Below are 24,931 nucleotides of genomic sequence, written 5' to 3' on the forward strand. Positions count from 1 at the left end.
CGACGGCTAAGCCAGGCGCGGGGCGCGTTGGGCGCTCGCCCACGCTTTCCCGGCCTTCCCCCTCCCCAACCCTCCCCCGCAAGCGGGAGAGGGGGTTCGTTGCACCAGGGCGATTACTTCCGTCATATCTGAAAGACACGCGCCGCTCGCCGGCCACACTCCCTCTCCCGCTTGCGGGGGAGGGTTGGGGAGGGGGCGGACCGGGAGTACCGGAATGGACGCCGGGCGAACAGCGCGCCTGCACCCTCATGGCCGGGCTTCCATCACCTTCAACTCCTGAAACCCGCTCCTTGGTCCTGTGCCTCGGCCCTGTCCCGTGGCTGGCCGGGACAAGCCCGGCCATGACGAATGAAGTGGCCCTGAAACAGCCTCAGCGCGGCGCGCGCTTTGCCAGGATGCGTTGGAGCGTGCGGCGGTGCATGGAGAGGCGGCGGGCCGTCTCCGAGACGTTGCGGCCACACAATTCATAGACGCGCTGGATGTGCTCCCACCGCACCCGGTCCGCCGACATGGGGTTTTCCGGCGGCGAGGGCTTGTGGTCGGCATTGGCCATGAGGGCGGCGACCACGTCGTCCGCATCGGCGGGCTTGGCCAGATAATCCACCGCGCCAAGCTTCACCGCCGTCACCGCGGTGGCGATGTTGCCATAGCCGGTGAGCACGATGGCGCGGGCCTCGGGCTTGGCCTTCTGCAAGGCGGAGATGACGTCGAGCCCGCTGCCGTCGCCGAGCCGCATGTCCACCACCGCATAAGCGGGGGCGGCGGCTTCCACCTTGGCGAGGCCGTCGGCCACGCTCTCGGCCGTGCTCACGGCGAAGCCGCGCGTTTCCATGGCGCGGGCCAAGCGCTGGAGGAAGGACCGGTCGTCATCGACGATGAGAACGGACGGGTCTCCCTCTGGGGCCATCTGGACGGGTTCGGTCATGGTCAAATTCCTTCGGACTCGGCTTTCTTTGCAGCGTCCCGTGAGCCGAAACCATGCGCCGGATCAAAGGTTCATGGTCGGATGGACACCGGCGGTCCCTGGAGTGCGGGACCCCCGCCGCGCCGCTTGCGGGCACGGCACCTACGCGAAGCCTTAAACGTTCCTCCGCCGAGACCATGACCTATTGGCGTCGATTTGTCGCGTGCCGCAGCGCCCATAGCATCGTTTTCCCGCCGAAAATGCCGGAGAGCGTCGCCTAAGCCATTCAAATGTCGGGACCTCGCGCACCTCAACTGTCGAGGGCCACCGCATTGCGCATCCAGGAGATGCGCACCTGGGCGCCATGGGCCGGAGCCGGGCGGTTTTCTACCCACAGGCTCGCGCCCGTCCGCTCCAGCAAGGTCTTGGCGATGAAGAAGCCGAGCCCGAGCCCGCTTTCCTCGTCCGCCTCCTGGCGGTCGCGGGCGCGGCTGGTCACATAGGGTTGGCCGATGCGGTCGGAGACCTCCGGGGAAAAGCCCGGCCCGTCGTCGGAGACGGTGATCTCCATGCGGGTGGTGGTCCAGCGCGCTTCCAGCTCCACCCGGCTTTCGGCGAAGTCGACCGCGTTCTCCACCAGATTGCCGAGGCCGTAGATGAGGCCGGGATTGCGGTCCATCACCGGCTCGTCGGTGCGGTCCTCCGGCAGGTGGACCGCGATGGTGATGCCAAAATCCCGATGGGGACCGACCACTTCCTCCAGAAGCAGGGACAACGGCATGCGGTCGAAGGGGGCATCGCCTGAGCCGAGGGACGTCAGCTTCTGGAGAATATCCCGGCACCGGCGCACCTGATCGCGCAGGAGCACGATGTCTTCCGAATGGGGATCATCCGGCGGGCAGGAGCGCTCCATCTCCTTCACCACCAGAGCGATGGTGGCGAGCGGCGTGCCCAGCTCGTGGGCGGCGGCGGCGGCGAGGCCGTCGAGCTGGGAGAGGTGCTGCTCGCGGGCCAGCACCAGCTCGGTGGCGGCGAGCGCATCGGCCAGTTCCCGCGCCTCCTCCGCCACCCGCCAGGAATGCAGGCCGATAAAGCCGATGGCGACGGAGAGCGCGACCCAGGTGCCGGCCAGGAACAGGTTCGGCAATTCCGGCTCGCTCGGCCCGATCCAGGGCAAGGGCTGGTGCCACAGGCCCACAATGCCGGCGCAGAACACCGCGAACACGCCCAGCAGCACCGTCGTGGTCCAGGACAAGGCGGTGGCCGAGATCATCACGGGGGCCAGGAACAGAAGCGCGAAGGGGTTGTTCAGCCCGCCGGTGAGATAGAGCAGGGCGGTCAGCTGCAGGACGTCATAGGCAAGCAGCGGCCCGGCCGCCACGTCGGAGAGCCGCCGCGCCACCGGAAAGCGCACCCGCAGCAGGATGTTGAGCACCACGGACAGGCCCACCACCGCCAGGCACGGGGCGAGCGGCAGGGGAAAGCCCAGCAGCAGATAGACCACCAGGATGGACAAGGTCTGCCCCGCCACCGCCAGCCAGCGCAGGCGGATGAGCGTGTCCAGTCGAAGACCCAGTGATCTTCCGTCAGGGAAGGTTGCGAATGCCGATGCCATGGCGCGTCCGGGCCGTTTCGCTCAGTGGTTGGTTAGTTTCGGGAAAGCAATCTTGTGCATCATGACGTGTCACGTCTGATGGATCTTTGGGGGCGATTGACGGTTTGACACTTTGACGACACCTTCAACGGAACAACACAATCGAGGAACGACCATGGCCATCGGTGAGTTCAGCGGCCCGGCCCGGCGGCCCGTAAGCGGCAGCGCGGCGCTCTCGTCACCCTTGTATTGGATGTACGAGATGACGCACGCCGCGCTCAATCCATCGCGGGCCTTGGCTGATGCCAGCCGCCTCATCTTCGAGAACCCCCTCAATCCCGCCGCGCACACCACCATGGGCAAGTCCATGGCGGCGGCCATCGAGCTGTTCGAGCGCTCCACGCGGCGCTACGCCAAGCCCGACTGGCGCCTCACCCATACCGTGGTGGGCGGGGAGCGGATACCCGTCCACGTCAATACCGTATGGTCCCGGCCATTTTGTCGCCTGCTGCATTTCGAGCGCGCCTTTTCCCAGCCGCCGCGCCGCCCGCAGCCGCGCCTCGTGGTGGTGGCGCCCATGTCCGGCCACCATGCGACGCTGCTGCGCGGCACGGTGGAGGCCTTCCTGCCCACCCACGATGTCTATGTGACCGATTGGATCGACGCCAAGCTGGTGCCGCTGGCGGAAGGCCATTTCACCCTGTCCGATTATGTGGACTATCTGATCTCCATCTTCCACCGCATGGGCGGCGACTGCCATGTGCTCGCTGTCTGCCAGCCGGCCGTCCCGGTGCTGATGGCCATCGCCCGCATGGAAGAGGAGGGCGATCCTTATGCGCCGAAGTCCATGGTGCTCATGGGCGGGCCCATCGATACCCGGCAGGCGCCGACCGCGGTGAACCGCCTCGCCGAGAGCAAGGGCATCGACTTCTTCCGCCGCAATGTCATCACCACCGTGCCGTGGCCCCATCCCGGCGCCATGCGGCAGGTCTATCCGGGTTTCCTGCAGCTCAATGGCTTCATGAGCATGAACCTGGATCGCCACCTTCAGGCCCATTACGATCTCTTCCGCCATCTCATCCAGGGTGACGGCGATTCCGCCGAGAAGCACCGCGAATTCTATGACGAATATCTGGCGGTCATGGACCTGTCCGCCGAGTTCTATCTGGAGACGGTCGAGCAGGTCTTCATCCGCCATGCCCTTCCCAAGGGCGAGATGTTCCACCACGGCGCCCGCGTTCGGCCCGAGACCATCCGCAATGTGGCGCTCATGACGGTGGAAGGGGAGAAGGACGACATTTCCGGCGTCGGGCAGACATTTGCCGCCCACACCTTGTGCCCGCTCATTCCGGACGAGAAGCGTGCCCATTGGGTGCAGCCGGGGGTTGGCCATTACGGCGTCTTCAATGGCTCGCGCTTCCGCTCCGAGATCGCCCCGCGCATCTCCGACTTCATCCTGTCCAACAACTGGCCGCGCAATCGCGACAACGTGGTCACGCCTCGGTTCGGCGATCGGGCTGCGCCAGGCGCGGAATGAAAGCGGCCCGCGAAGTCTCGCTGGCGTCTTTCACAATCTTTCGCTGTTCTTCCCGCTTATGGCGGTAAGGGCTGGGACCTTTTGGCCGATCCCCAGCCAATTGGCATCGAGGACTAGCGCATCTGAGCGAATTCCCCCACATTTCCTGAAATGGAAAGCGAGACGTCCCTGTCATGGGGCGTGCAAGGTGGGGAATGCTGTTTCGGCGGCGTGACAGGCATCCGCCCCCGCCTCCCGGCGGGGAGTGGATCGAGCTGCGGCTGGACGACGAGGTGGTGAAGGTGGCGCTGCGTCGCCATCCCTCCGCCCGTCGGCTGACTTTGCGCGTGCGCACGGCCAGCCGCGACGTGGCGCTCACCGCCCCGCCCCATGTCTCCTTCGCCACCGCCAGCGATTTCGTCTCCCGCCATGTGGACTGGGTGCGCGCCCGTCTGGTGCGCCTGCCGGAAACGGTGCCATTCGCGCCGGGCGAGACCATTCCGCTGCGCGGCGTGCCCCATCTCATCGTCCACCGGCTGGGGGCACGTGGCACCTGCTGGGAAGAGACGGGCGCTGATGGCGAGCGCCTGCTGTGCGTCGCCGGGGATGAACCCCATGTGGCGCGCCGCGTGCTTGATTATCTGAAGCGCCTCGCCCGCGCCGAACTGAAGGCGGCGGTGGCCCGCCATGCGGCAGCGTTGAAGGTGACGGTCGGGCCGATCACGCTGCGCGATACGTCGAGCCGCTGGGGCTCCTGCTCGGCGGATGGGAAGCTGTCCTTCTCCTGGCGGCTGATCCTCGCCCCGCCCTCAGTGCTGGATTATCTGGCCGCCCATGAGGTGGCCCACCGGCTGGAGATGAATCACGGCCCCCATTTCTGGCGACAAGTGGAGCGCATCTATCCCGACCGGAGGACGGCGGAAGCCTGGCTGCGGGCGAACGGTGCCGGCCTCCACCGCTTCGGCGCGGAGGGCTGAGCGCCCCGAGGAAGCGGCCCGGGCCGTGCCCGGGCGCGCCCAGTTCCCGCCGCGCGGTCAGCGCTTCCCGCCGAGCGCGAAGCGCCCCGCGCCGGAGACGAAATAGAACATGGTGCCGCCAATGATGGCCATGTTCTTGAGGAACTGGATCTGCTGGCCCATGGCCATGGCCGGGTCGGCGATTTCCCAGAAGCGGTGCGAGGTGAGGGTCGCCACCAGCACGAAGCCGCCAGCCAGCACTGCGGTGATGCGCGGCACCAGGCCCAGCACCAGGAGGATGGGGGCGACCGTCTCGGCCGCGCCCGCGGCGATGGCGAGGATTTCGGGCATGGGCAGGCCCTTGGCGGCGAGCATCTGCGTGGTGCCGCCAATGTCCATCAGCTTCTTCACGCCCGAGGGCAGCAGCAGGGCAGCCATCAGGATACGGCCGGTCAGGAGGGCGAGATCGTCCAGGAAGCGCATGAAATCCTCGTCAGCAGGCTGAGACGAGGTCTTCTTCATGCTGCATTGCAAAATCGCAATGCGGGAGAGACGCACGATGACGTGAGCGAGCGCTCCGCCGCCTCGTACTCCCCCGGTGTCCGCACACAAGGCTGTGAGCGCCTACCAGTGCCGGCCGATGGAAAGCGAGAAGCGCCCTGGCCCGGTGACCAGATAGAACATCAGCCCGCCCACGATGCCGAGATTTTTCAGGAACTGGATGAATTGCAGGTCCCACTGGGCTGCGGGAAAGGTCCAGAATTTGTGCGAGACGAAGGTGGCCACCAAGGTGAAGGCGATCAGCCCCAGGGCGGACAGGCGCGGAAAGACGCCGAGCAGGATGGCCAGCGGGCCGGCAATCTCCACCGCAATGCCGAGCACGGTGAGCACTTCCGGATATGGCACGCCGCTCTTCACCAGGCTTTGGGTCAGCAGCGCATCGGGATTGGTGAGCTTGTGGACCCCCACCGGCAGGAACAAGGCGGTGATCAGAAGCCGCCCCAGAAGCAGAATGACATCGTTCAGCCGGTCCATGCGCCCCTCCCCGTCCGCCTCCGGGCGGAACGGGGAAAGCTTAGGCGTCGCCTTTGTGGGCCGGAAGCCCCCGGGCGGGCGTTCTACCCCTAGCGCCCGCCCTTGCGCCCGCGCCCCGCGCTGAACAGGAGATGCGCCGCCAGGGGCATGGCGATGGACAGGCTCGCGAAGCGGAAAATGTGGTGGGCGCTCATGAAGGCGGGATCGAAGCCCAGGGCAAAGCCCAGGACGCTCATGGTCTCCAGCGCCCCCGGCGCAAACGCCATGACCAGTTTTCCGATCTCATCTCCCGTCAGCCAGGCGGCCAGCAGCGCGAACGCGACGGAAATGGAGAGCGCCACGAACACCGCCGCGAGCGCCGCCAGGGCACTTGCCCGAAGGTCGGCAAGCCGCGTGCCCTCGAAGCGCATGCCGACGCCAGCCCCCAGGATGATGAAGCTGGGCACCAGCAAGGCGTCGGGCAGTTGCGCATCCACAAGCCCGGTGCCGTGCAGCACGGCGCTTCCCGCCAGCGCGCCCACCAGCAGGCCGCCGGGAACCCGCGCCCGCGCCGCCGCCATGCCGGTGGCAAGGCTGACCGCGAGCATCAGCGCCACCTGCGGCCAGTCTGTCTCATGGGCGGGGACCGCGATGGTGCCATGCCCCACCCCGGATGCCCCGATGAGATGGGGCAGGGCGGCCACCAGTACGAACAGGCGCAGCGACTGGCCGAGCGCCACCTTGCGCATGTCCGCGCCGGAGGTGGCCGCCATGGCCATCACCGCCGAGAGCGCGCCGGGAATGGAGGCATAGAAGGCGGTCTCGAACGACCAGCGGGCGACCCAGCACAGAAAGGCCGTCACGCCCAGCACCACCGCCACCACGCTCAGCGCCAGCAGCGCCATGGAAACGGGCCAGGTGGCGGCGCGCGCCAGCATGTCCGGGGAGATGGCGGTGCCCATGGAGCAGCCGAGCACCAGGAAGGCGCAGAAGCGGATGGGGTCCGGCACCCGCGTCGGCGCCCCGCAGAGCGCCAGCACGGTGACGGCAATGAGCGCGCCGGAAATCCAGGGCGCAGGAACCCCCAGCGCCAGGCAGGCAAAGCCCCCTGCCGTGCCTGCGGCGAGGGTGAGGGTGGCCGGAAGGGCGGCGGCCCGCGCGTCACGGCGCAGGCGGTGCAGGGCGTTGGCCGGGAGGACGAACCGCATGAAAGCTCAGGCGCGCCCCGCGATCCAGCGGGCGAGGCGCTGGGCGGCCTCGTCCAGCTGATGGGCGCCGCGTGCGAAGCACAGGCGCAGGAAGCCCTCGCCGCCGGCGCCGAAGGCGGTGCCGGGCGCCAGCCCCACATTGGCCTCGTCCACCAGCTTCAGGCCGAGCTTGCGCACGTCGCTTTCGCCGGCGATGCCGAAGAAGAGGTAGAAGGCGCCCTTGGGCTTCACCAGGTCCACCTTGCCGGTGGCCAGCAGCGTGTCGGCCACCAGGTCCCGGCCGAGCCGCGCCCGGGCGATCTGCTCCTTCACGAAGGGTTCGCCCTCCTCCAGCGCCGCGATGGCGCCCCGCTGCATGAAGGCGGCCACCCCTGAGGTGGAGTATTGCACGAGGTTCTCGATCACCTGCCCGAGCGCGGGCGGCGCCTCGATCCAGCCGATGCGCCAGCCGGTCATGGCCCAGTTCTTGGAGAAGGTCTGCACAAAGAGGACGTGGTCGTCCGGCGCCATCACGTCATGGAACGAAGGTGCACGTTCCGCATCGTCATAATAGAAGCGGCCATAGATCTCGTCGGCGATGATCCACAGGCCCTTGGCGCGGGCGAGCGCCAGCAAGGCCTTGAGGTCGTCATGGGTGGCGACGAATCCGGTGGGATTGGCCGGCGTGTTGATGAAGAGGGCGCGGGTGCGCGGCGTCACCGCGGCGGCGATGCGGTCGATGTCCAGGGTGAAGCCGTCGGGCCCATAGGCCAGCGGAACCTCCACCGGCACGGCGCCCGCCTTCTGGGCGGCGGCGGCGGCATTGGGCCAGGCGGGGGTGGGCAGGATCATCTCGTCGCCCGCCCCAAGGGCCATGGCGACCGCAATATGGATCGCCTGCATGCCCGAGCCGGTGACGAAATAGCGGCTCGGATCCACCGGCACGCCATAGAGCTCCGCATGGTAGCGGGCCAGCGCGTCGCGCAGCTCGGGAATGCCCCGCTGCCAGGTATAGAAGGTCTCGCCCCCGTGCAGCGCCTTCGCGGCGGCCTCGCAGATGAAAGCGGGGGTGGGCACGTCGCCCTCGCCCGCCCAGAGCGGGATCATGCCGGGGCGGTTGCGGCCATAATTCATCACCTCGACGATGCCGCTTTCCGGCAAGGCGCGCACATGGTCGCGCACGCGGTCGAGGAAGGCATCGGACGGGGCGTCAAAGGACAGGGAAGCGGACGGGGAGGCGGTCATGGTCAGTTCCGGGCGGGGCGGCGGCCCCTGGTCGGCGGGTGACCGGACCATACAGGCAGTCGGCCACGGCTTCTCATCAAAACCCGTGATCGAAAAATCAGAACTGTTGATGCCTACCCTTTCGGAAGCATCACTTTTTGCATTCCTGCAACGGACTATTGCAAAGACGAGGCTTCCCGAACGGGCCGTGCCTGCCTACCTGTGGCGCGATAAGCTCATCCCAGCTTCGGAGGAAGCGTATGCCCTACACGATCGACCAGGCGGCCCTCGACACCCTCTTTCTCAAGGCACGGTCCCAGAATGGCTGGACCGACACGCCGGTGAGCGAGGAGGAGCTGCGCGAGCTTTATCACCTCCTGGTCCATGCTCCGACCTCGGCCAACACCCAGCCGGCGCGCTTTGTGTTCCTGCGCTCGGAAGAGGCCAAGCAGCGCCTTGCCCCGGCCCTGTCGCCCGGCAATGTGAAGGCGCTGGCCGCCCCGGTGATCGTGCTGATCGGCTACGACCTGGAATTCTACGAGAAGATCCCGCAAGTGTTCCCCCACAATCCCGGCTTCAAGGACCTGTTCCTGAACAATCCGGGCATGGTGGAGCCCCACGCTTTCCGCAATTCCTCGCTCCAGGGCGCCTATCTCATCCTCGCCGCCCGCGCGGTGGGCTTGGACGTGGGTCCCATGTCCGGCTTCGACGCGGCCAAGGTGGATGCGGAATTTTTCCCCGGCGGCAAGGTGAAGACCAATTTCATCGCGGCGCTCGGCCATGGCGACCCCGCCAAGGTGATGGACCGCCTGCCGCGCCTTGCCTTCGACGAGGTGGCGCAGGTGCTCTGATCGCCCCTGCGATCGCCCTTGAAGGACAGGCGGCCGGAAATTTCCGGTCGCCTTTTCTTTGCCTTCCGTGGCAGCATCCCCCCATTGTCCTGACGCCGGAGGAGGCCGTGTGAATCCCAAGCGCCAGATCCATGAGGCCGGCCACAAGCGCAAATTCCTCGTCGTCATCGACGAGACGCCGGAATGCGATCGCGCGCTCTATTATGCCAGCCGCCGTGCCGCCCGCACCGGCTCGGGCGTGGTGATGCTCGGCATCCTGGAGTTGGAGGGCGTGGCGCAGCAATGGTTCGGGGTGGGCGACCTCATGCGCGCGGAGGCCACCGAAGCCATGCAGGAGCGGCTCGACCATTTCGCCGCCCGCGCCAAGCGCGTCTCCGGCCTGGAAGCCGAGCCGGTGATCCGGGAAGGCAGCCGCGCGGAGGCCATTCTCTCCTTGATCGCGGAGGACCGCGATATCGCCGTTCTCGTGCTCGCCTCCGGCACCGGCAGCGAGGGACCTGGCCCCCTGGTGACGCTGCTCGCCGGCCCCGCATCCGCCCGCTTCCCCGTTCCCGTGACCATCGTGCCCGGCGCCCTTTCCGACGAGGAACTCGACGCCCTGGCTTGACGGCCCGCCGCCCGCCCGCCCACTTTGGCGCCATTCACGCGGGGCGAGGGTGCGGTGAAGCTGTTCGAGGCGCGGCGTCCGGCGACGCTCGAGGAGGTGTCCTGGCTGCGCAAGGCGCTCCGGCGACAATTACTGCAATTGCGCGTGGGTGCCGACATCACCGACGAGGTGGTGCTCGCCGTGGCGGAACTGGCGGCCAATGCGGTGCGCCACGCCTGGCCCCGCCCGACCGAGATCGCCCTCACCGCAGAGCTGGACGGCATCGTCCTCACCCTGACGCTGGAGGAGGATGGCGGCCCGTTCGAGGCCTTCCCCAAGCGCTGGGCCGGCGCCACGCTGGGAGGTACGGGCGCCGATGGCACGTCCGGCCGGGGCCTCGCGCTCGCCCGCAGCGCACTGGACCGGGCCGACTATGTGCCCGGCACCCCCAATCGGCTGGTGGCCCGCCGCCAGCTCGCCCGCCGCCGGCCCCTGGTGCTGGTGGTGGAGGATGAGGACATCCTCCTCGACACCTATCTCAATCTCCTGGAGCCCCATTACCGCGTGTTGGGCGCGGCGACGCTGAAGGAGGCGCTGGCGCTGGCGCGGGAGACCCGTGTCGACCTCATCGTCACCGACTTCCACCTGGCGGGGGAACCCGGCACCGCCTTGGTGGAGGCGCTGGAGGATGACACCGCCCGCCCGCCGATTCCCATCGTCATGATCACGGGCGATCCCAGCGTGCGGGTGCGCGCCCTGGAACTGGGGGTGGACACCTTCCTCACCAAGCCGGTCCGTCCGGAGGCGCTGCTGGAGACGGTGAAGCTCGCTCTGGTTCGGGCCATGCGCCAGCGAGCGCGGCTGTTCCGCTATTTCGGCTCGGCGCTGGAGGATCTGGTCCGCCCCACTTTGCCGGAGCGGATCGGCCCCTTCTGCGCCACCTTGCGCACCGACACCGCCGACATTGGGGGGGGCGACCTGGTGGTGCATCTGCCGCTGGAGGGGCGCGAGCGGGTGGTGCTGGTGGATGTGATGGGCCATGGCATCAATGCCAAGGCGGGCGCGGTGGCGCAGGCGGCCATGCTGCGCGGCCTCAACGCCGCCGCCCTCCTGCCGCCTGCCGACTTGCTGGCCCGCTGGTCGGGCGTGATCTTTTCCGAACCCGCCTTCGATGCCGCGCTCGCCACCGCCTTGGTGGTAGACCTTTATCCGGACGGCAGCATCGAGATCGCCTCCGCCGGCCACCCCCACCCCATGGTGGTGGGGGCAGGCGGCGCGCGCAGCCTGGCCGCCGACGGACCGCTGCTTGGCTTCACTGATGCAGCGACCTATGACGCCGTGCGGCTGCGGCTCGCGCCGGGCGAGCGTCTGGTGCTGGCGACCGACGGCCTGGACCCGGCGGAATTGGCGAGCGGCGGGCCGTGCCCGGACTGGCTGATCGACATCCTCAAGAGCCAGGCCGGCGCGCCTCTGGAGCGCGCCGCGAGCCGGGCGGCCGGGCGCATCGCGGCCCGGCTCGGGCCGAGCCCGGAGGATGACTGGATGCTCATCCTCATCGAGGCTGCGGCACCCGAGGGTGCCGGGCCGGACGAGACGATGGAAGGGGAGGAAGGGGCGGAAACGCCGCTCCATCCGGCTCCGGTGGAGACGGTTCTGCCCGGCGCGCCTGAACCGTCCAGTCCGCAAAGTGCGGCCGCTCCGGCGCTGGAGGGGCCGACGGCGGAGGTGGACTTTTCCGGCGTGGCGGCGCTGCGCCGGGCGGTGGGGGAAGACAATTTCCAGCGCCTCGCCAGCCGCTTCGTGGATGGCACAGGGCAGCGCTTCATGGACTGGGCGGAACTGGTGGAGCGGGAGGATGCGGATGCGCTGGTCGGCCCCGCCCATGCGCTCGCTGGCCTGCTCGGCCAGTTCGGCCTGAACGGCGCGGCCGCCCTCGCGCGGTCGGCGGAGCGTGATCCCGATGCCGCCGCACGGCTGGCCGCCGCACGCCTCGTGGTGGCACAGGCCGAGCGGGAAGTGGCGTTGCTCAAGGCCTGGCTGGGTGAACCTCTGGTTTAATTATGCCGGCTAAATAACTCTGATAGCCGGCAATTTTTACCCCCCTCCCTCGCCGTCCCGGTGGAGTGCGGACAGGCCCTCCCGGAAGGTGGGAAAAGCGAGGCGTACGCCCAGCTCCGCCTTGAGCCGGTCATTGCGCACACGTTTGCTGCTGGCCCAGAAGCTCAGCGCCATGGGGCTCATGGTGGCAGCGGCTTCCTCGAACGGCACCACCCGTGGCGCGGGGCGGCCGAGCAGGCGCGCCGCTTCCAAGATCGGCTCGGCGGGTGAGGCGGGCAGGTCGTCGGTAACGTTCACGATGCCGTCGAAGCGCCGTTCCAGGGCGGCGCGGATGGTGGCCACGATGTCGTCCACATGGATGCGGTTGAACACCTGCCCCTCCTTGTGGATGGGCCGCGCCTCGCCGGCCGCCAGCTGCGCCAGGGCATTGCGGCCGGGGCCGTAGATGCCGGCAAGGCGCAGCACGGCGACCGGGATGCCCTTCAGTTCCCCGAAGGCCCGCCATTGGGCTTCCGCATCCAGTCGCCGCTTGAGGCGGGCGACGCCCGAGGCGGGCGGCGTCCGCTCGTCCACCCATCCGCCTTTGTGGTCGCCATAGACGCCGAGCGTGGTGAGATAGATGACCTGCTTCAGCCGGGGCGCGTCCTCCAGCGCCTGCAGCGCCGCGGCGAGCACCGGGTCGCCGGCCTCGCCCGGCGGGGCGGAGAGCAACACGACGTGCGCCGCCTCGATGGCGGTGAGGAATGTCTGGCTCGGGTGAGTGCCGTCAAAGACCAGCCCCTCCACCATCAGCCCCGGCCTCGACAGGTCGGAGAGGCGCGCCGCGCCCTCGGCGGTGCGGCTGGTGCCGATGATGCGCGTGATGCCGCCGCCGCCCGTCTGCGCGAGGCGGCGGGTGCAATAGCCCATTCCGATGGCGAGGACCGTGGTCATGCTTCTCCCTTGGCGCGTTTTCCTGGCACGCTTTTCCCGGCGCGCACGCCGATCAGCCGAAGACGCCGGGGCATTGGATAGCGCGTTCCGGGCGCGCGGGGCAGGGGGCCGGGCGGAGATCTGATCGGTTCAAATTTTCCCGGATGGCGCGCCGCCATGGGGCAGCACGTCACCATGCACCTTTCCGATCTGCCATTCCCGGCGCACCTCTTCGTCGGTTTCGCTGCGCTTATATTGCGCAGCAAGCCCTGCGAAGGCGGATGCATCCATAAGGCGGGACAAGGCCCACACCGCCGCCCCACGCACCAGGGGATCGGTATGGGACAGATGAGGCAGCGCGCTCGCCACCAGCGCCGGATCGCCGGAATTTCCGATGGCGGTGAGGATGTTGCGCAGCATGCGCGTGCGCCCCGTGCGCTTGATGGGGCTGCGGGCGAAACGGGCGCGGAAGCTCTCTTCGTCGAGGGCGGCGAGCGCGGCAAGGTCGGGCGCGCGGTTCTCGTCCCGCGCGGCGAGTTTCGCCTCCCGGCCCGCTTGCGCGAACTTGTTCCAGGGGCAGGCGGCCAGGCAATCGTCGCAGCCATAGATGCGGTTGCCCATGAGGGGGCGCAGGTCGCGCGGGATCGGCCCCTTGTGCTCGATGGTCAGATAGGAAACGCAGCGCCGGGCATCGATCTGGTAGGGCGCGGGGAAGGCGTTGGTGGGGCAGGCGTCGAGGCAGGCCCGGCAGGCGCCGCAATGGTCGCGGGCGGGGGCGTCGGCGGGCAGGTCCAGCGTGGTGGCGATGGCGCCCAGGAACAGCCAGGAGCCACGTTCGCGCGAAACGAGATTGGTGTGCTTGCCCTGCCAGCCGAGCCCGGCGGCCATGGCGAGGGGCTTTTCCATGAGCGGGGCGGTGTCCACGAACACCTTCACGTCGCCGTTCAGGCCCTGTCGCACGGCGTCCGTGAGCAACGCGCGGGCAAGCCGCTTCAGCTTGGCCTTGATGAGATCATGATAATCCTCCGCCCGCGCATAGACGGAGATGGCGCCCCGGCTGCGGGCGGCAAGCACCGCCCGGGGGTCCTCGTCCGGCCCGTAATTGAGGCCGAGCATCACCACGCGCTTCACGTCCGGCCACATGGCGCGGGCATGGACGCGGCGGTCCAAAGTGTCGGCCATCCAGCCCATGTCGCCTTGCCGGCCTTCGGCCACCCATTGGCGCAGGCGCGCGCCGGCGGGGCCGATGGCGTCGGGATCGGCAATGCCGAACGCATCGAATCCCTCGTCCTGCGCCAAGTCGCGCAGGCGGTCCTTGAGGGTGAAAAGGGCAGAGGGGGGCGCGTCGGCGGCGGCCGGAGCGTTCAGAAGTCCAGATCCGTATAGGTCTTGGACGGCGGCATGCCCGGCATGGAATCCGCCAGCAGGCCGCGGAAGGTCGGCCGCGACTTCATCCGCGCATACCAGGCCTTGGCGTCCTCGTCCTCTTCCCACGGCACATCGCCCAGATAGTCGGCCACCGAAAGATGGGCGGCGGCGGCAAGGTCGGCATGGCTGAGGCGCGATCCGCCGAGCCAGTTCCGCGCCCGCGCCAGCCATCCGATATATTTCAGATGATAGCGGATATTGGAGCGCGCCGCGCGCAACGCCGTGGCATCGGGCGGTCCGCCGCCCTGGTCGGCCTTCATGTAGCGCTTATAGATGCGCTCGCGCACCAGATGCTCGGTGGATTCCAGGAACATCTTCTCGTTGAACCAAGCCACCAGCCGCCGCACCTCGACGCGCGAGAGCGGGTCCTCGGGGAGCAGGCGCCGATCGGCGAGCGCAAGGCCGCGCGTCTCGTCCATATATTCAGCGATGATGGACGCCCCGGGCACGGAAGGGGCCTGCTGCTCCACCAGCACCGGGGTCTCGCCAGCGGGATTGAGCACCAGGAAGTCCGCGCGCCGCTCCCATGTCCGCTCCTCCACCAGGACCGGCTCGATGCCGTATTCGGCGAGCACCAGCCGCACGAAGCGGGAATGGGGGCAGAAGGGGTGGTGGTAAAGTTCCATGAGGGAAGGTGCGGACCTGAAGCCTGTTGCCGGGGGCGGGCCCTACAGCGGAGTGCCGGAAACGCATGCCCCAAGGGAAGGCGGCGGTTCCCCCCTCGAAGCGGCGATCTCACTTATCGCGCCTTGCGGACGATGATCGGTTCCGATCGCTGCCCCCGGTCTAGAGATGTTCTCGCACTGCCGCAAGACACAAAGGGCGGCGGCCTGTGGCCAGGCCGCCACATGGTGAACCATTGATCCACATGACCCTGGGGAGGGTGACAAGCCCCCCGATTGCGCCCGCCCCGCCGACGCCGCAGGATGCCGGCGCACCCTGGCCGGTCGGCCGGCTTTCACCTTTCTGGACGCTGTCACATGACGCTCGGCACCATGATCGAGGCCCTGTTCCTCGGCCTCATCGAAGGCCTGACGGAATTCATCCCGGTTTCCTCGACCGCCCACCTCCTGCTGGTGGGCCACTTTCTCGGCTTTGAAAGCAACGGCAAGACCTTCGAGGTGCTGATCCAGCTCGGTGCGGTGCTCGCCATTCTGGTGGTCTATTTCCAGCGCTTCCTGCGCATCGCCCTTATGCTGCCCACAAGCGCCGGCGCCCGGCGCTTCGTCATCGGCGTGCTGCTCGCCTTTCTGCCGGCGGCGGTCATCGGGGCGGCGCTGCACGGCTTCATCAAGCAGGTGCTGTTCGAATCGCCCATGCTGATCTGCGGCACGCTGATCTTCGGCGGCGTCGTGCTCCTCGTCATCGACAAGGTGGCGCCCAAGCCCAAATACAACAATGCCATGGGCCTGCCGCCCATGCTGGCGCTCAAGATCGGCTTCTGCCAGTGCCTGGCGCTCATTCCCGGCATGTCGCGCTCGGGCTCCACCATTGTGGGCGCCATGCTGATGGGGGTCGACAAGAAGGCGGCGGCGGAATTTTCCTTCTTCCTCGCCTTGCCCACCATGCTGGGCGCCTTCGTCTATGACCTCTACAAGAATCGCGCCGCGCTGACGTTGGATGACGGCGTGCTCATCGCCATTGGCTTTGCCGCCGCCTTCTGCGCCGCGTTGGTGGTGGTGCGCAGCCTGCTGGAATTCGTCAGCCGCCACGGCTATGCGCCGTTCGGCTGGTGGCGGATCGTGGTGGGCGTGGCGGGTCTGATCGGGCTCTATCTCACCCGCTGAGCCAGATTCGGGGAGGCCGGGCGCCTCCCCTATTTTCAGAAGTCGCTGGCGATGCCGCCCACTTCCCAGTCGCCATAGCGCACCGGCTCGGCGCCGCCGCGGCCGTTGATTTCCTTGGGCATGGATTTCGCCACCGCATCGATGGCCGCGCGCCGCTCCGCCGCTTCGGCGAGGGCGCGCTTGGCCGCCTCGCTCAGAGGCGGGCGGCCCTCGGGCACCAGGGTGGCGGCATCGAATTCAGACTTGTCCGTCATCGCATCGCATCCATCGGGTGGCCAGTCCCTGTCGGGCCGACCATGGGCATGGGGCTTTCTCTCTCGGTGCTTTCTAGCACAGGCCGCCCGCCGTGCCGAGGGCGGCCGCCGCCGCGCCTTGCCCGCGCGCCGCAGGCATGCTAGCGACCCGCCACCGCAAGGGGGGCAGGTCCCCGCACAGGATGGAGACGAGCATGGCGACGCAGAACGGCACCCCGGACCCCAAGGCGCCTTCGCTCAATGTCCTCGCGCAATATGTGAAGGACCTCTCCTTCGAGAATCCCAACGCCCCCAACTCGCTGGGCGCCCCCCAGGGCCAGCCCGACGTGAACCTGCAGATCAACGTCAATGCCCGTCCCCTCCAGGGCCCGGACTTCGAGGTTGAGCTGAAGGTGGAAGGCAGCGCCACGGTGAACGGCTCCACCCTGTTCGCCTTCGACCTGACCTATGGCGGCATCTTCCGCGTGCAGAACGTGCCCGAGCAGAGCCTCCAGCCGGTGGTTCTCATCGAGTGCCCCCGCCTGCTCTTCCCCTTCGCCCGCCAGATCGTGGCCGATTCCGTGCGCAATGGCGGCTTCCCGCCCCTCATGATCGATCCGGTGGACTTCGCCGCCCTGTTCCAGCAGCGCATGGCCTCCGAAGCCCAGCGCATGGGCACCGCTGGCCAGGCGTGAAAGCCCGGCTCGCAGCCTTTGTCCTGATATTGGGGGTGGCCGGCGCACAGGCCGAGCCACCGCCCAGCCTGTCGTGCGAGGGGGTGTTCGCCCGCGATACCGACAAGGCGCGTCTCGTGGCGGCCTTTGGCGCCCCCAATGTGCGCGATGGTGAGATCCCCGGCGCGGAAGGGGCGACCGAGCACGGCACCCTGGTCTTTGCCGACGATCCTGCCCGCCGCATCGAGATCCTCTGGCAGGACGAGAAGAAAAGCCGCATCCCCGGCATGGTGCGGGTGGGGCCCGAAAGTACATGGACCTTCGCGGTGCAAGGCGGCGCCCTCAGGCCCGGCCAGACGCTGGCCGATGTGCGCGCGCTCAATGGCGGCCCCTTTGCCCTGTCCGGCTTCGAGTGGGACTATGGCGGCACCGTCACCGACTGGAAGACGGGGCGCCTCGCCCGCATTCCCGGCGGCTGCACCCTCTCCGTCATCTTCGCCCCTGATCCCGATGCCCCCGAAAAGGCCCTCCTGAAAGTATCCGGAGACGCCACCTTCTCCTCCGACGGCGCCGCCATGAAGGCCGTGCGCCCGAAGGTGGAGGTGCTCTCCTTCGGCTGGCCGGCCAAGCCCTGAGGTTGGGGCGTCCGGGATGCGCCGCGACAGGTGCGGTGCCGTTCGCCTAAAGGCCGAAAAATCCCCCGTTGCGTCCGGCCCCGCCGTCGATAAGGATTGGCGGAATATCGCAACGCACAACATCGGGGGAGTTGAATGACCAGCAGCGCCGCGCTTGCCGCCGACGAGGGCACTTTCGATGCCGTGGGCCTCGGCCGCGAAGCCACCACCACGCTGGAAAAGCTGCTGGCGGAAGTCACCTCCGAAATCCGCGCGCGGGTGAGCGAGGGCGGCAAGCTCTCCGCTCGCCTTCTGGATGCCGAGCAGCGCGCCACACATGGCCTTGCCTGGCTCGCCACCTATGTGTTCGGCGTGCGCGAGCTGGTCCATTATGCCGACCGCCTCACCGAGATGGGCAAGTTCGGCGAGACCGAGCGGCTGCTCGTGCAGATCGGCCTTGGCGAATATGTCTCCCAGATCCTGGGCGGCATCCCCATGAGCCAGGGCGAGGTGGTGCGGCTCGACGATCTCTATGTTTCCGACGGCGCGCTGGCGGGGCTCCATGCGGACCTTGCCATCCGGTCGCTCGCCAAGCACGGCAACACCTGCGCCGCCCGCGCTGCGCTCGCCGCCCGCATCCGCGAGGCCCACGGCGCCACCACCATCGGCGAGGCCGGCCTCGACGAGACCATGGAGGCCATGCGCACCGAGATCCGCCGCTTCGTGGAGGCGGAGGTGGCCCCCCATGCCCATGAGTGGCATCTGGAAAACGCCTATATCCCGCTGGAGATCATCCAGGGCCTCGCCGATCTCGGCGTGTTCGGGCTCACCATCCCGGAGGAATATGGCGGCCTGGGCCTCCCCAAGGAGGCCATGTGCGTGGTCACAGAGGAACTGTCGCGCGGCTATATCGGCGTCGGCTCGCTCGGCACCCGCTCGGAAATCGCGGCCGAATTGATCCTAGGCGGCGGCACGGATGCGCAGAAGGACACCTATCTCCCCAAGATCGCCTCGGGCGAGATCCTGCCCACCGCCGTCTTCACCGAGCCCAATACGGGCTCGGATCTCGCTTCCCTGCGCACCCGCGCGGTGAAGGAGGGCGACGTCTACAAGGTCTCCGGCAACAAGACCTGGATCACCCATCCGGTCCGCGCCGACCTGATGACGCTCCTGGTGCGCACCAATCCGGCCGAGCCCGGATATAAGGGCCTGTCCATGCTGCTGGCGGAAAAGCCCCGCGGCACCGACGCGGACCCCTTCCCCGCCAAGGGCATGACCGGCGGCGAGATCGAGGTGCTCGGCTATCGCGGCATGAAGGAGTTCGAGATCGGCTTCGACGGCTTCGAGGTGCCGGCCGGGCAATTGCTGGGCGGGGTCGAGGGCCAGGGCTTCAAGCAGCTCATGAACACCTTCGAGGCCGCCCGCATCCAGACCGCCGCCCGCGCCGTGGGCGTTGCCCAGGCGGCCATGGAGACCGGCCTGCGCTATGCCGAGGAGCGCATCCAGTTCGGCAAGCCGCTCATCGCCTTCCCCCGCGTCGCCGATAAGATCGTGATGATGGCGGTGGAGATCGCCATCGCCCGGCAGATCACCTATTTCGCCGCCCGCGCCAAGGATGAGGGCCGCCGCACGGACCTTGAGGCGGGCATGTCCAAGCTGCTGGGCGCCCGCGTCGCCTGGGCGGCGGCGGACAATGCGCTGCAGATCCATGGCGGCAACGGCTTCGCGCTGGAATATCCGGTCTCCCGGCTCCTGTGCGATGCCCGCATCCTCAACATCTTCGAGGGCGCGGCCGAGATCCAGGCCCAGGTCATCGCCCGCCGCCTGCTGGAGAGCGGCGGCAACTGAGCGTTTGGCGGGGCGGCACCCGCCGCCCCGTGGCTCAAGGCTTGGAGGCGGGCGCCGGCTCGGCGCTGCGCAGCAGCTGCTCCAGGCCCAGCTTCTCCACCAGCTGCCCCCGCGCCTTGGGGCTCAGCGTGCGGCGGAAATGGTCGCGGTCCAAATACAGGAACTCTCCGTTGATCCGCGCGGCGCAGCCTGAGGCATCGCACAGCGCGTCGGCGGGGACCGCCACCACCACGTCGTCCCGCGCCCCTTTGAGGGAGCGGAAGGCGGCGTTCACCCCATCCTGCACGGCGCTGATCTCCGACCGGTCGATGCGGTCTACCTCCCGCTCGCACGGCGCGCGCAGCAGGGATCCGTCCTGCGCCGCCAGGCACGGCATGGGATCGGTGTCCCAGTGTGGAATGTCGCCGAACAGCACGATCTTGCGTCCCGGCGCCGCGAGGTCGCCGGAGACCCGCAGCAATTCCTCCGCCAGCAGTTGATAGCCCCTCTCCATGCTCTCCGGCTTGCCGCCGGCGCGGTAGATGGCATCGGGCATGAAGTTCCAGGCGGAGGCCAGGATCACCAGGCGGATGTCCGGGGAGGCCTTCAGCATCGCCCGCGTGCTGTCATAGGAGGTGGCGCAGATGGGCGGCAGGCCCGCCGGCGCCCGCCGCAGGCCCTCTTGCGAGAAGACGGCGGGGCAGGCGCGCACGAGGGCGATGGCGGTGTTGGTGCGCCGGCCGGCCTCGTCCAGCAGGTGCATCAGGTGCTCGGCATGGCTGTCGCCCCACACGATTCCGCGCGTTGAAGCGGTGCGCCAGTCGGCGCCGGCAACACACAAGACCTTGCCCTCGCCCACCGCCACACGCTGCGGGCAGGGCCAGTCCCACATGAGCTCGAAGGAGCCGAGGGCAGCCAGTTGCGGCGAAACGCGGGTTGAGACGCCATCTGCCAGATAGATGCCGAAGCCGAGCGCCGCGACCCCCGCGCCCGCCAGCGCGCCTGTGGCCACCACGCGGGGGGCTGGCATGCCCCGATAGCGGCGAAACGGCTGCTCCACGAAGCGCCAGGACAGCACGGCAAGGATGAAGGAGACCGCCAGCGCACCGATGGCTTCCAGGTCGGTGAGGCGGGCGCCGTTCACATAATGGCGGGCGAAGGCCAGGACCGGCCAGTGCCAGAGATAGAGCGAATAGGAGATCCGCCCCACGAACCGCACCGGCTGCCAGGACAGCGCGGCGGCGGTGAGCGTCGGCGCGCGCGTGGGCAGGAGGAGGAGCGCAGTGCCGAGCACCGGGGCCACCGCATTGAGGCCGGGAAAGGGGCTGGCGGGGTCCAGCAGCAGCGCCGGCGCCAGGATGGCCACGGCCCCGGCAAGCTTCAGCCCCTCCGCCGCGAGGCGCGGCAGGTTGGCGAGGCGATCGCGCACCAGGATCAAGGCGCCGCCGACGGCAAATTCCCAGGCCCGTCCGAACGGCTGGTAAAAGGCGCTCTTGGCGCCCTCAGCCACCTTCACCACGGCAAGGGCGAAGCTGACGGCGATCACCAGCCCGAACAGGGCCGCCACCGCATAAGGCCAGCGGCGGGCGAGGCGCACCGCCCCCAGCAGCAGAAGCGGCCAGGCGAGGTAGAATTGCTCCTCCACCGCCAGCGACCACATGTTCAGCAGCGGCATCAGCTCGGCCGCGCCGTCGAAATAGCCGGTATGGCGGAAGAAGAAGAAGTTGGCGAAGCCCAGCGCGGATGCGGCGGCACTTCGGCCGAGGACCGCAAAGGCGCCGGGCATCAGCATCAAGGCGCCGGCCGCGAGCGTCGCCAGCAGGACCACCAGCAGCGCCGGAAGAATCCGCCGCACGCGCCTGTCGTAGAAGCCAAGGAAGGTGAAGGTTCCTGCGCGCGCCTCATTCAGGATCAGGTCGGTAATTAGGTAACCTGAGATGACGAAGAAGACGTCGACGCCGATGAAACCACCGCTTGGTTGAAACCCCGCATGAAACAACAGGACGAGGCATACCGCTACCGCCCTGAGACCGTCGATGTCGGTCCTGTACTTGCCCCCGACCATAATCAGCAATGTCCCGCAACAAAACGGCGGGACCCTAGCCAGTCGAAACCGGCGGATCAATGCGCGTCGGCAGAGAATCTTTCCGTGCGGCAGGTGGTCACTGTGCGGTGGGGCGATTCAGGAGGCCGCCGGCCACCTTCAGCCCCAGCGCGATGCCCAGCACCTCCAGGGCGAACAGATAGAGGCTCGGTATCTGCGGCACGCTCGGCAGCAAAGCGGCGATGAAGATGGGGGTCAGACCGGCAATCACCCCGAAGCCCAGATTATAGGCCAAAGACACGCCGGAATAGGCCACGGCGGGCGGGAAGCTCCGCACCATCAGCACGGGCACCGCCGTCAGGAGCCCCGTCCCCGCGGCGGCGAGGCAATAGCCCGCCACCAGGATCGGGCCTCCCTGTCCCGCCGCGACGCCGAAGAAGAACTGCACGGTGAGGCCCGCCGCCAGCGTACCCACCGCCAGCGCCCGGCCCGGTCCGAGCCGGTCGAACATCAGCCCGGAGACCATGCAGGCGAGCGCCGCGCAGAAGGTGCCGAGCGAGCCAATGGACAGCGCCTGCGCCGGGGGAATGTGGAACTGGCTCTGGAGCAAGGTGGGCCCCATCAGCACCAGCACGGCGAAATGTCCCACCAGCACCCACAGCGCGAGCGCCGAGACCAGCAGCGCCCGCCGATAGGAGGACACCACCAGCTTCAGCGGCAATTGAACCGCCAGCGCGCGGCGGCGCTGGAGGTCGCGGAACACGGGCGTCTCTTCCAGCCACCGGCGCAGGAAAAGCGTCAGCAGCCCCAGCCCGCTCCCCAGGAGGAAGGGCAGGCGCCAGGCAAATGCGACGACCTGTGCGTCGCTGGCGAAGGTGTGGACGAGGGTGGCGACGAACACCCCCAGCAAAGTGCCGGACGTCATGCCCATGGCCATGATGCCGCAGGCGAGCCCCCGTCGGTCCGCCGGCACATGCTCGCTGGCGAACACATAGGAGCCCGCCACCTCGCCGCCCACCGCGCCGCCTTGGATAAGACGGAGCAGCGCCAGGAGCAGCGGTGCCCAAAAGCCCAGGACCGCGTAGCCAGGCAGGCACGCCATGGCGAGCGTCGCCGCCGCCATCAGCAGCACGGAAAAGGTGAAGGTGCGCTTGCGCCCGATCCGATCGCCGAAATGGCCGAACACGACCCCACCCACCGGCCGGGCCAGGAAGCCCACGGCGAAGATGGTGAAGGTCTGGAGCTGGGCCAGCCAGTGGGGAATGTCGGGCGGGAAGAAGACCCGCGACAGCACCGGTACGAAAAAGACGAACACCATGAAGTCATAGAGTTCGAGCCCGCCGCCCAGCGCGGTGAGGCCGAGCGTCAGCCAGTGTTTGCGGGTGAGCGGGCTGGCCGGTGCCGTCATGACGTGCCTTTTGGAGCCGAGGGGATGGCCCGCTCCGTTCAGGGCCGCTCCACCTGCCCCGTGCGCCACAGATAAAGGCCGATAAGTGCGCCCATGACGCTCAGCGCCAGGATGTAGTGGGCATGGGCGAACGGGTCCGCCTGCAGGGCCAGCGTCACCACCAAAGGCGTGATGCCGCCAAACACCGCATAGGCCACGTTGTAGGAGAAGGACACGCCGGAAAAGGCGATGGCCGGCGGAAAGATGCGCACCATCACATAGGGCGTGACGGCGATGACGCCCACGCACAGGCCGGCAAGGCCATAGAGCGGGAAGAGGGCGGCCGGGTCGCCGCCCACGGTGCGATAGAGCAGGTAGGTGCTGGCGCCGAGCGCCACCGAGCCCAGCAGCAGCACCCGGCCGGCCCCGAACCGGTCACACAGCGCCCCCACCACGACGCAGCTCACGCACAACAGCGCGGTGGCCAAGCTGTTGGCGGTGAGCGCGGTGGCGCTGTCGATGTGATAGAGCGAATGGAACAAGGTGGGCGTCATGAGGATGACCACCACCACGCCGCCGGTCAGAAGCCAGGTGAGCAGCGCCGAGAGCAGCACCTCCCGCCAGTGATGCTGCACCACGAGGCGCACCGGCAGGCCGGAGGCGAGGGCCTTGCGCGCCTTCATCTCCTTGAAGACGGGGGTCTCTTCCAGCCAGGAGCGCAGATAGACCGCGCACAGGCCGAACACCGCGCCCAGCAGGAAGGGCACGCGCCAGGCCCAGTCGTGGATGACCTCGGGCGTGAAGCTGCGATTGATGGCGGTGGCCACCAGCGAGCCGAGCAGGATGCCGGAGACGAGGCCGGCGGTGAGCACGCCGCAGGCCAGGCCCACCTTGCGCTGCGGCACGTGCTCGGACACGAACACCCAGGCGCCGGGCACCTCGCCGCCAATGGCCGCGCCCTGCAGCACCCGCATGAGCAGCAGGAGCACGGGTGCCAAATGCCCGATGGTGGCGAAGGTGGGCATGACCGCCATGCCCAGCGTCGAGAGCGCCATGAGCAGGATGGAGAGCGTGAACATGCGCTTGCGGCCCAACCGGTCGCCGAAATGGGCGAGCACGATGCCCCCCAGCGGGCGCGCCAGATAGCCGGCGGCGAAGATGCCGAAGGCCTGGAGCTGCACCAGCCAGTCGGGAATGCCCGGCGGGAAGAACAGGGTTCCCAGAACCGACACGAAGAAGACGAAGATGATGAAGTCGTAGAATTCCAGCGCCCCGCCAAGGGCGGACAGGAACAGGGTGCGCGCATCGGACGATGTGAGCCGATGCCCGGCGCCGGACGTAGTGGACGTGGTGGTATTGCTCATGGTGGCGATGCAATGCCGTTAAAGTTTTTGCGGTGCAAGAGAAATGAACGCAATGCTTGAGGATGCCAGCCTTGCGGAAAATGAGCGGCGGAACCGGCCTCGTCCGGCAGCGTCGTGCATGAGGAGCATGACATCATGAATACAACCAGCTCGAGCTCGGCCCTGCGGGGCGGCCCCGGCATGTCCTTCCTGCGGGCGGCCGCCTGCGCCCTCCTGATGGTGGCGGTGGCGGCCATTGGCGGGGCGGTCACCTCGCCGCAGATCCCCACCTGGTATGCCACCCTGCCCAAACCCTCTTTCACGCCGCCCAATGCGGTGTTCCCGGTGGCCTGGACCATCCTTTACTTCCTGATGGGCATCAGCCTCTGGCGGCTGTGGGACCGCGCGCCCGAGGGGCCCGACCGGCGCTGGGCCATTGGCCTGTTCCTGGTGCAGTTGTCGCTCAACTTCGCCTGGTCGCCGGTCTTCTTTGCGCTCCATGCGGTATGGGCGGCTCTGGCCATCATCGTGGCGCTCATCCTGAGCCTGGCGGCGACCATGCGCTTCGCCTTTCGCGCCGATGCCCTGGCAGGCTGGTTGCTGGTGCCCTATCTGCTGTGGGTGTGCTTCGCCTCCCTGCTGAACGGGTCCATCGCCTTCGCGCTGGGCTGAGGCCGGCAGAAGCGCCCTGCGGGGGGAGCGTGATTTGCCTCTCCCCCGCGCGGACCCCGTTCCCATGATGCGGGGAAATGCTCTAACACTTCCCATCCAGACGCCGGCTCACTTCCGGCC

Annotated in this window: 23 protein-coding genes; 10 read left to right on the forward strand and 13 right to left on the reverse strand. The window is 68.3% G+C overall.

The window, feature by feature from the left end; genetic code table 11:
• Window positions 1-370 precede the first annotated feature (370 nt).
• Window positions 371-925: an ActR/PrrA/RegA family redox response regulator transcription factor gene (locus tag J5J86_RS07975; RefSeq protein ID WP_209104360.1), complete on the reverse strand. Its 555-nt coding sequence runs from the start codon at window positions 923-925 to the stop codon at window positions 371-373.
• A 289-nt stretch (window positions 926-1,214) separates the two neighbouring features.
• Window positions 1,215-2,519, reverse strand: a complete 1,305-nt coding sequence (locus J5J86_RS07980; protein ID WP_209104361.1) for an ActS/PrrB/RegB family redox-sensitive histidine kinase — start codon at window positions 2,517-2,519, stop codon at window positions 1,215-1,217.
• Between the two features lie 154 nt (window positions 2,520-2,673).
• Here J5J86_RS07980 and J5J86_RS07985 point away from each other — a divergent pair, with 154 nt between their 5' ends.
• Both J5J86_RS07985 and J5J86_RS07990 read left to right on the forward strand, forming a co-directional pair.
• Entirely contained in the window at window positions 2,674-4,035 is a 1,362-nt protein-coding gene (locus tag J5J86_RS07985) for a polyhydroxyalkanoate depolymerase (RefSeq protein WP_209104362.1), read from the forward strand.
• Between the two features lie 194 nt (window positions 4,036-4,229).
• Window positions 4,230-4,991, forward strand: coding sequence for a M48 family metallopeptidase (locus tag J5J86_RS07990; protein ID WP_209104363.1), 762 nt, complete (start codon window positions 4,230-4,232; stop codon window positions 4,989-4,991).
• A 57-nt stretch (window positions 4,992-5,048) separates the two neighbouring features.
• Here the strand turns inward: J5J86_RS07990 and J5J86_RS07995 are convergent, their stop codons facing one another.
• From J5J86_RS07995 to J5J86_RS08010, 4 genes are all read right to left on the reverse strand, one after another.
• On the reverse strand, window positions 5,049-5,492 hold the full coding sequence (locus J5J86_RS07995; RefSeq protein ID WP_247658227.1) for a DoxX family protein: 444 nt from the start codon (window positions 5,490-5,492) through the stop codon (window positions 5,049-5,051).
• A 102-nt stretch (window positions 5,493-5,594) separates the two neighbouring features.
• Window positions 5,595-6,005: a DoxX family protein gene (locus tag J5J86_RS08000; protein ID WP_209104364.1), complete on the reverse strand. Its 411-nt coding sequence runs from the start codon at window positions 6,003-6,005 to the stop codon at window positions 5,595-5,597.
• Window positions 6,006-6,094: 89 nt separating this feature from the next.
• Window positions 6,095-7,192: an AbrB family transcriptional regulator gene (locus J5J86_RS08005; protein ID WP_209104365.1), complete on the reverse strand. Its 1,098-nt coding sequence runs from the start codon at window positions 7,190-7,192 to the stop codon at window positions 6,095-6,097.
• A 6-nt stretch (window positions 7,193-7,198) separates the two neighbouring features.
• Window positions 7,199-8,416 carry a pyridoxal phosphate-dependent aminotransferase gene (locus J5J86_RS08010; protein ID WP_209104366.1) on the reverse strand — a complete coding sequence of 406 codons (1,218 nt, stop codon included), beginning with the start codon at window positions 8,414-8,416 and terminating at the stop codon, window positions 7,199-7,201.
• A 239-nt stretch (window positions 8,417-8,655) separates the two neighbouring features.
• Between J5J86_RS08010 and J5J86_RS08015 the strand changes: the two genes are divergently transcribed.
• The 3 genes from J5J86_RS08015 to J5J86_RS08025 all read left to right on the forward strand — a co-directional run bounded on the left by J5J86_RS08015 (window position 8,656) and on the right by J5J86_RS08025 (window position 11,890).
• A complete protein-coding gene (locus J5J86_RS08015; protein ID WP_209104367.1) occupies window positions 8,656-9,246 on the forward strand; it encodes a malonic semialdehyde reductase in 591 nt (196 codons plus the stop codon).
• Window positions 9,247-9,355: 109 nt separating this feature from the next.
• Complete coding sequence (locus J5J86_RS08020) at window positions 9,356-9,853, forward strand: universal stress protein (protein WP_209104368.1); 498 nt, start codon at window positions 9,356-9,358, stop codon at window positions 9,851-9,853.
• 54 nt (window positions 9,854-9,907) lie between these two features.
• Window positions 9,908-11,890, forward strand: coding sequence for a SpoIIE family protein phosphatase (locus J5J86_RS08025; RefSeq protein ID WP_209104369.1), 1,983 nt, complete (start codon window positions 9,908-9,910; stop codon window positions 11,888-11,890).
• Between the two features lie 36 nt (window positions 11,891-11,926).
• On the opposite strand, the gene J5J86_RS08030 is transcribed toward J5J86_RS08025, so the two are convergent.
• From J5J86_RS08030 to J5J86_RS08040, 3 genes are all read right to left on the reverse strand, one after another.
• Window positions 11,927-12,823, reverse strand: a complete 897-nt coding sequence (locus J5J86_RS08030; protein ID WP_209104370.1) for an SDR family oxidoreductase — start codon at window positions 12,821-12,823, stop codon at window positions 11,927-11,929.
• A gap of 129 nt (window positions 12,824-12,952) precedes the next feature.
• Entirely contained in the window at window positions 12,953-14,170 is a 1,218-nt protein-coding gene (gene queG, locus J5J86_RS08035) for a tRNA epoxyqueuosine(34) reductase QueG (protein WP_209105307.1), read from the reverse strand.
• Window positions 14,167-14,856, reverse strand: a complete 690-nt coding sequence (locus J5J86_RS08040) for a glutathione S-transferase family protein (RefSeq protein ID WP_209104371.1) — start codon at window positions 14,854-14,856, stop codon at window positions 14,167-14,169. The genes queG and J5J86_RS08040 overlap by 4 nt, the downstream gene beginning before the upstream one ends.
• Window positions 14,857-15,210: 354 nt before the next feature.
• Between J5J86_RS08040 and J5J86_RS08045 the strand changes: the two genes are divergently transcribed.
• The gene (locus J5J86_RS08045; protein ID WP_209104372.1) at window positions 15,211-16,017 is read left to right on the forward strand and encodes an undecaprenyl-diphosphate phosphatase; all 807 of its coding nucleotides are present in this window, start codon (window positions 15,211-15,213) and stop codon (window positions 16,015-16,017) included.
• A 35-nt stretch (window positions 16,018-16,052) separates the two neighbouring features.
• Here J5J86_RS08045 and J5J86_RS08050 read toward each other — a convergent pair whose 3' ends face one another.
• On the reverse strand, window positions 16,053-16,271 hold the full coding sequence (locus tag J5J86_RS08050; RefSeq protein ID WP_209104373.1) for a DUF1674 domain-containing protein: 219 nt from the start codon (window positions 16,269-16,271) through the stop codon (window positions 16,053-16,055).
• 194 nt (window positions 16,272-16,465) lie between these two features.
• Between J5J86_RS08050 and secB the strand changes: the two genes are divergently transcribed.
• The 3 genes from secB (at window position 16,466) to J5J86_RS08065 (ending at window position 19,386) form a co-directional block, all read left to right on the forward strand.
• On the forward strand, window positions 16,466-16,945 hold the full coding sequence (gene secB / locus J5J86_RS08055) for a protein-export chaperone SecB (RefSeq protein ID WP_209104374.1): 480 nt from the start codon (window positions 16,466-16,468) through the stop codon (window positions 16,943-16,945).
• Between the two features lie 35 nt (window positions 16,946-16,980).
• Entirely contained in the window at window positions 16,981-17,559 is a 579-nt protein-coding gene (locus J5J86_RS08060; RefSeq protein ID WP_209104375.1) for a hypothetical protein, read from the forward strand.
• Between the two features lie 135 nt (window positions 17,560-17,694).
• Window positions 17,695-19,386, forward strand: a complete 1,692-nt coding sequence (locus J5J86_RS08065; protein ID WP_209104376.1) for an acyl-CoA dehydrogenase family protein — start codon at window positions 17,695-17,697, stop codon at window positions 19,384-19,386.
• A gap of 34 nt (window positions 19,387-19,420) precedes the next feature.
• Here J5J86_RS08065 and J5J86_RS08070 read toward each other — a convergent pair whose 3' ends face one another.
• The 3 genes from J5J86_RS08070 to J5J86_RS08080 form a co-directional block, all read right to left on the reverse strand.
• On the reverse strand, window positions 19,421-21,430 hold the full coding sequence (locus J5J86_RS08070; RefSeq protein ID WP_209104377.1) for an acyltransferase family protein: 2,010 nt from the start codon (window positions 21,428-21,430) through the stop codon (window positions 19,421-19,423).
• Window positions 21,431-21,527: 97 nt separating this feature from the next.
• The gene (locus tag J5J86_RS08075) at window positions 21,528-22,817 is read right to left on the reverse strand and encodes an MFS transporter (RefSeq protein ID WP_209104378.1); all 1,290 of its coding nucleotides are present in this window, start codon (window positions 22,815-22,817) and stop codon (window positions 21,528-21,530) included.
• A gap of 38 nt (window positions 22,818-22,855) precedes the next feature.
• Window positions 22,856-24,160, reverse strand: a complete 1,305-nt coding sequence (locus tag J5J86_RS08080) for an MFS transporter (protein ID WP_209104379.1) — start codon at window positions 24,158-24,160, stop codon at window positions 22,856-22,858.
• 135 nt (window positions 24,161-24,295) lie between these two features.
• Between J5J86_RS08080 and J5J86_RS08085 the strand changes: the two genes are divergently transcribed.
• On the forward strand, window positions 24,296-24,811 hold the full coding sequence (locus J5J86_RS08085; RefSeq protein ID WP_247658229.1) for a TspO/MBR family protein: 516 nt from the start codon (window positions 24,296-24,298) through the stop codon (window positions 24,809-24,811).
• Window positions 24,812-24,931: the final 120 nt, after the last annotated feature.

Origin of the sequence: Aquabacter sp. L1I39 (assembly GCF_017742835.1) — a bacterium.
Taxonomy (GTDB): domain Bacteria; phylum Pseudomonadota; class Alphaproteobacteria; order Rhizobiales; family Xanthobacteraceae; genus L1I39.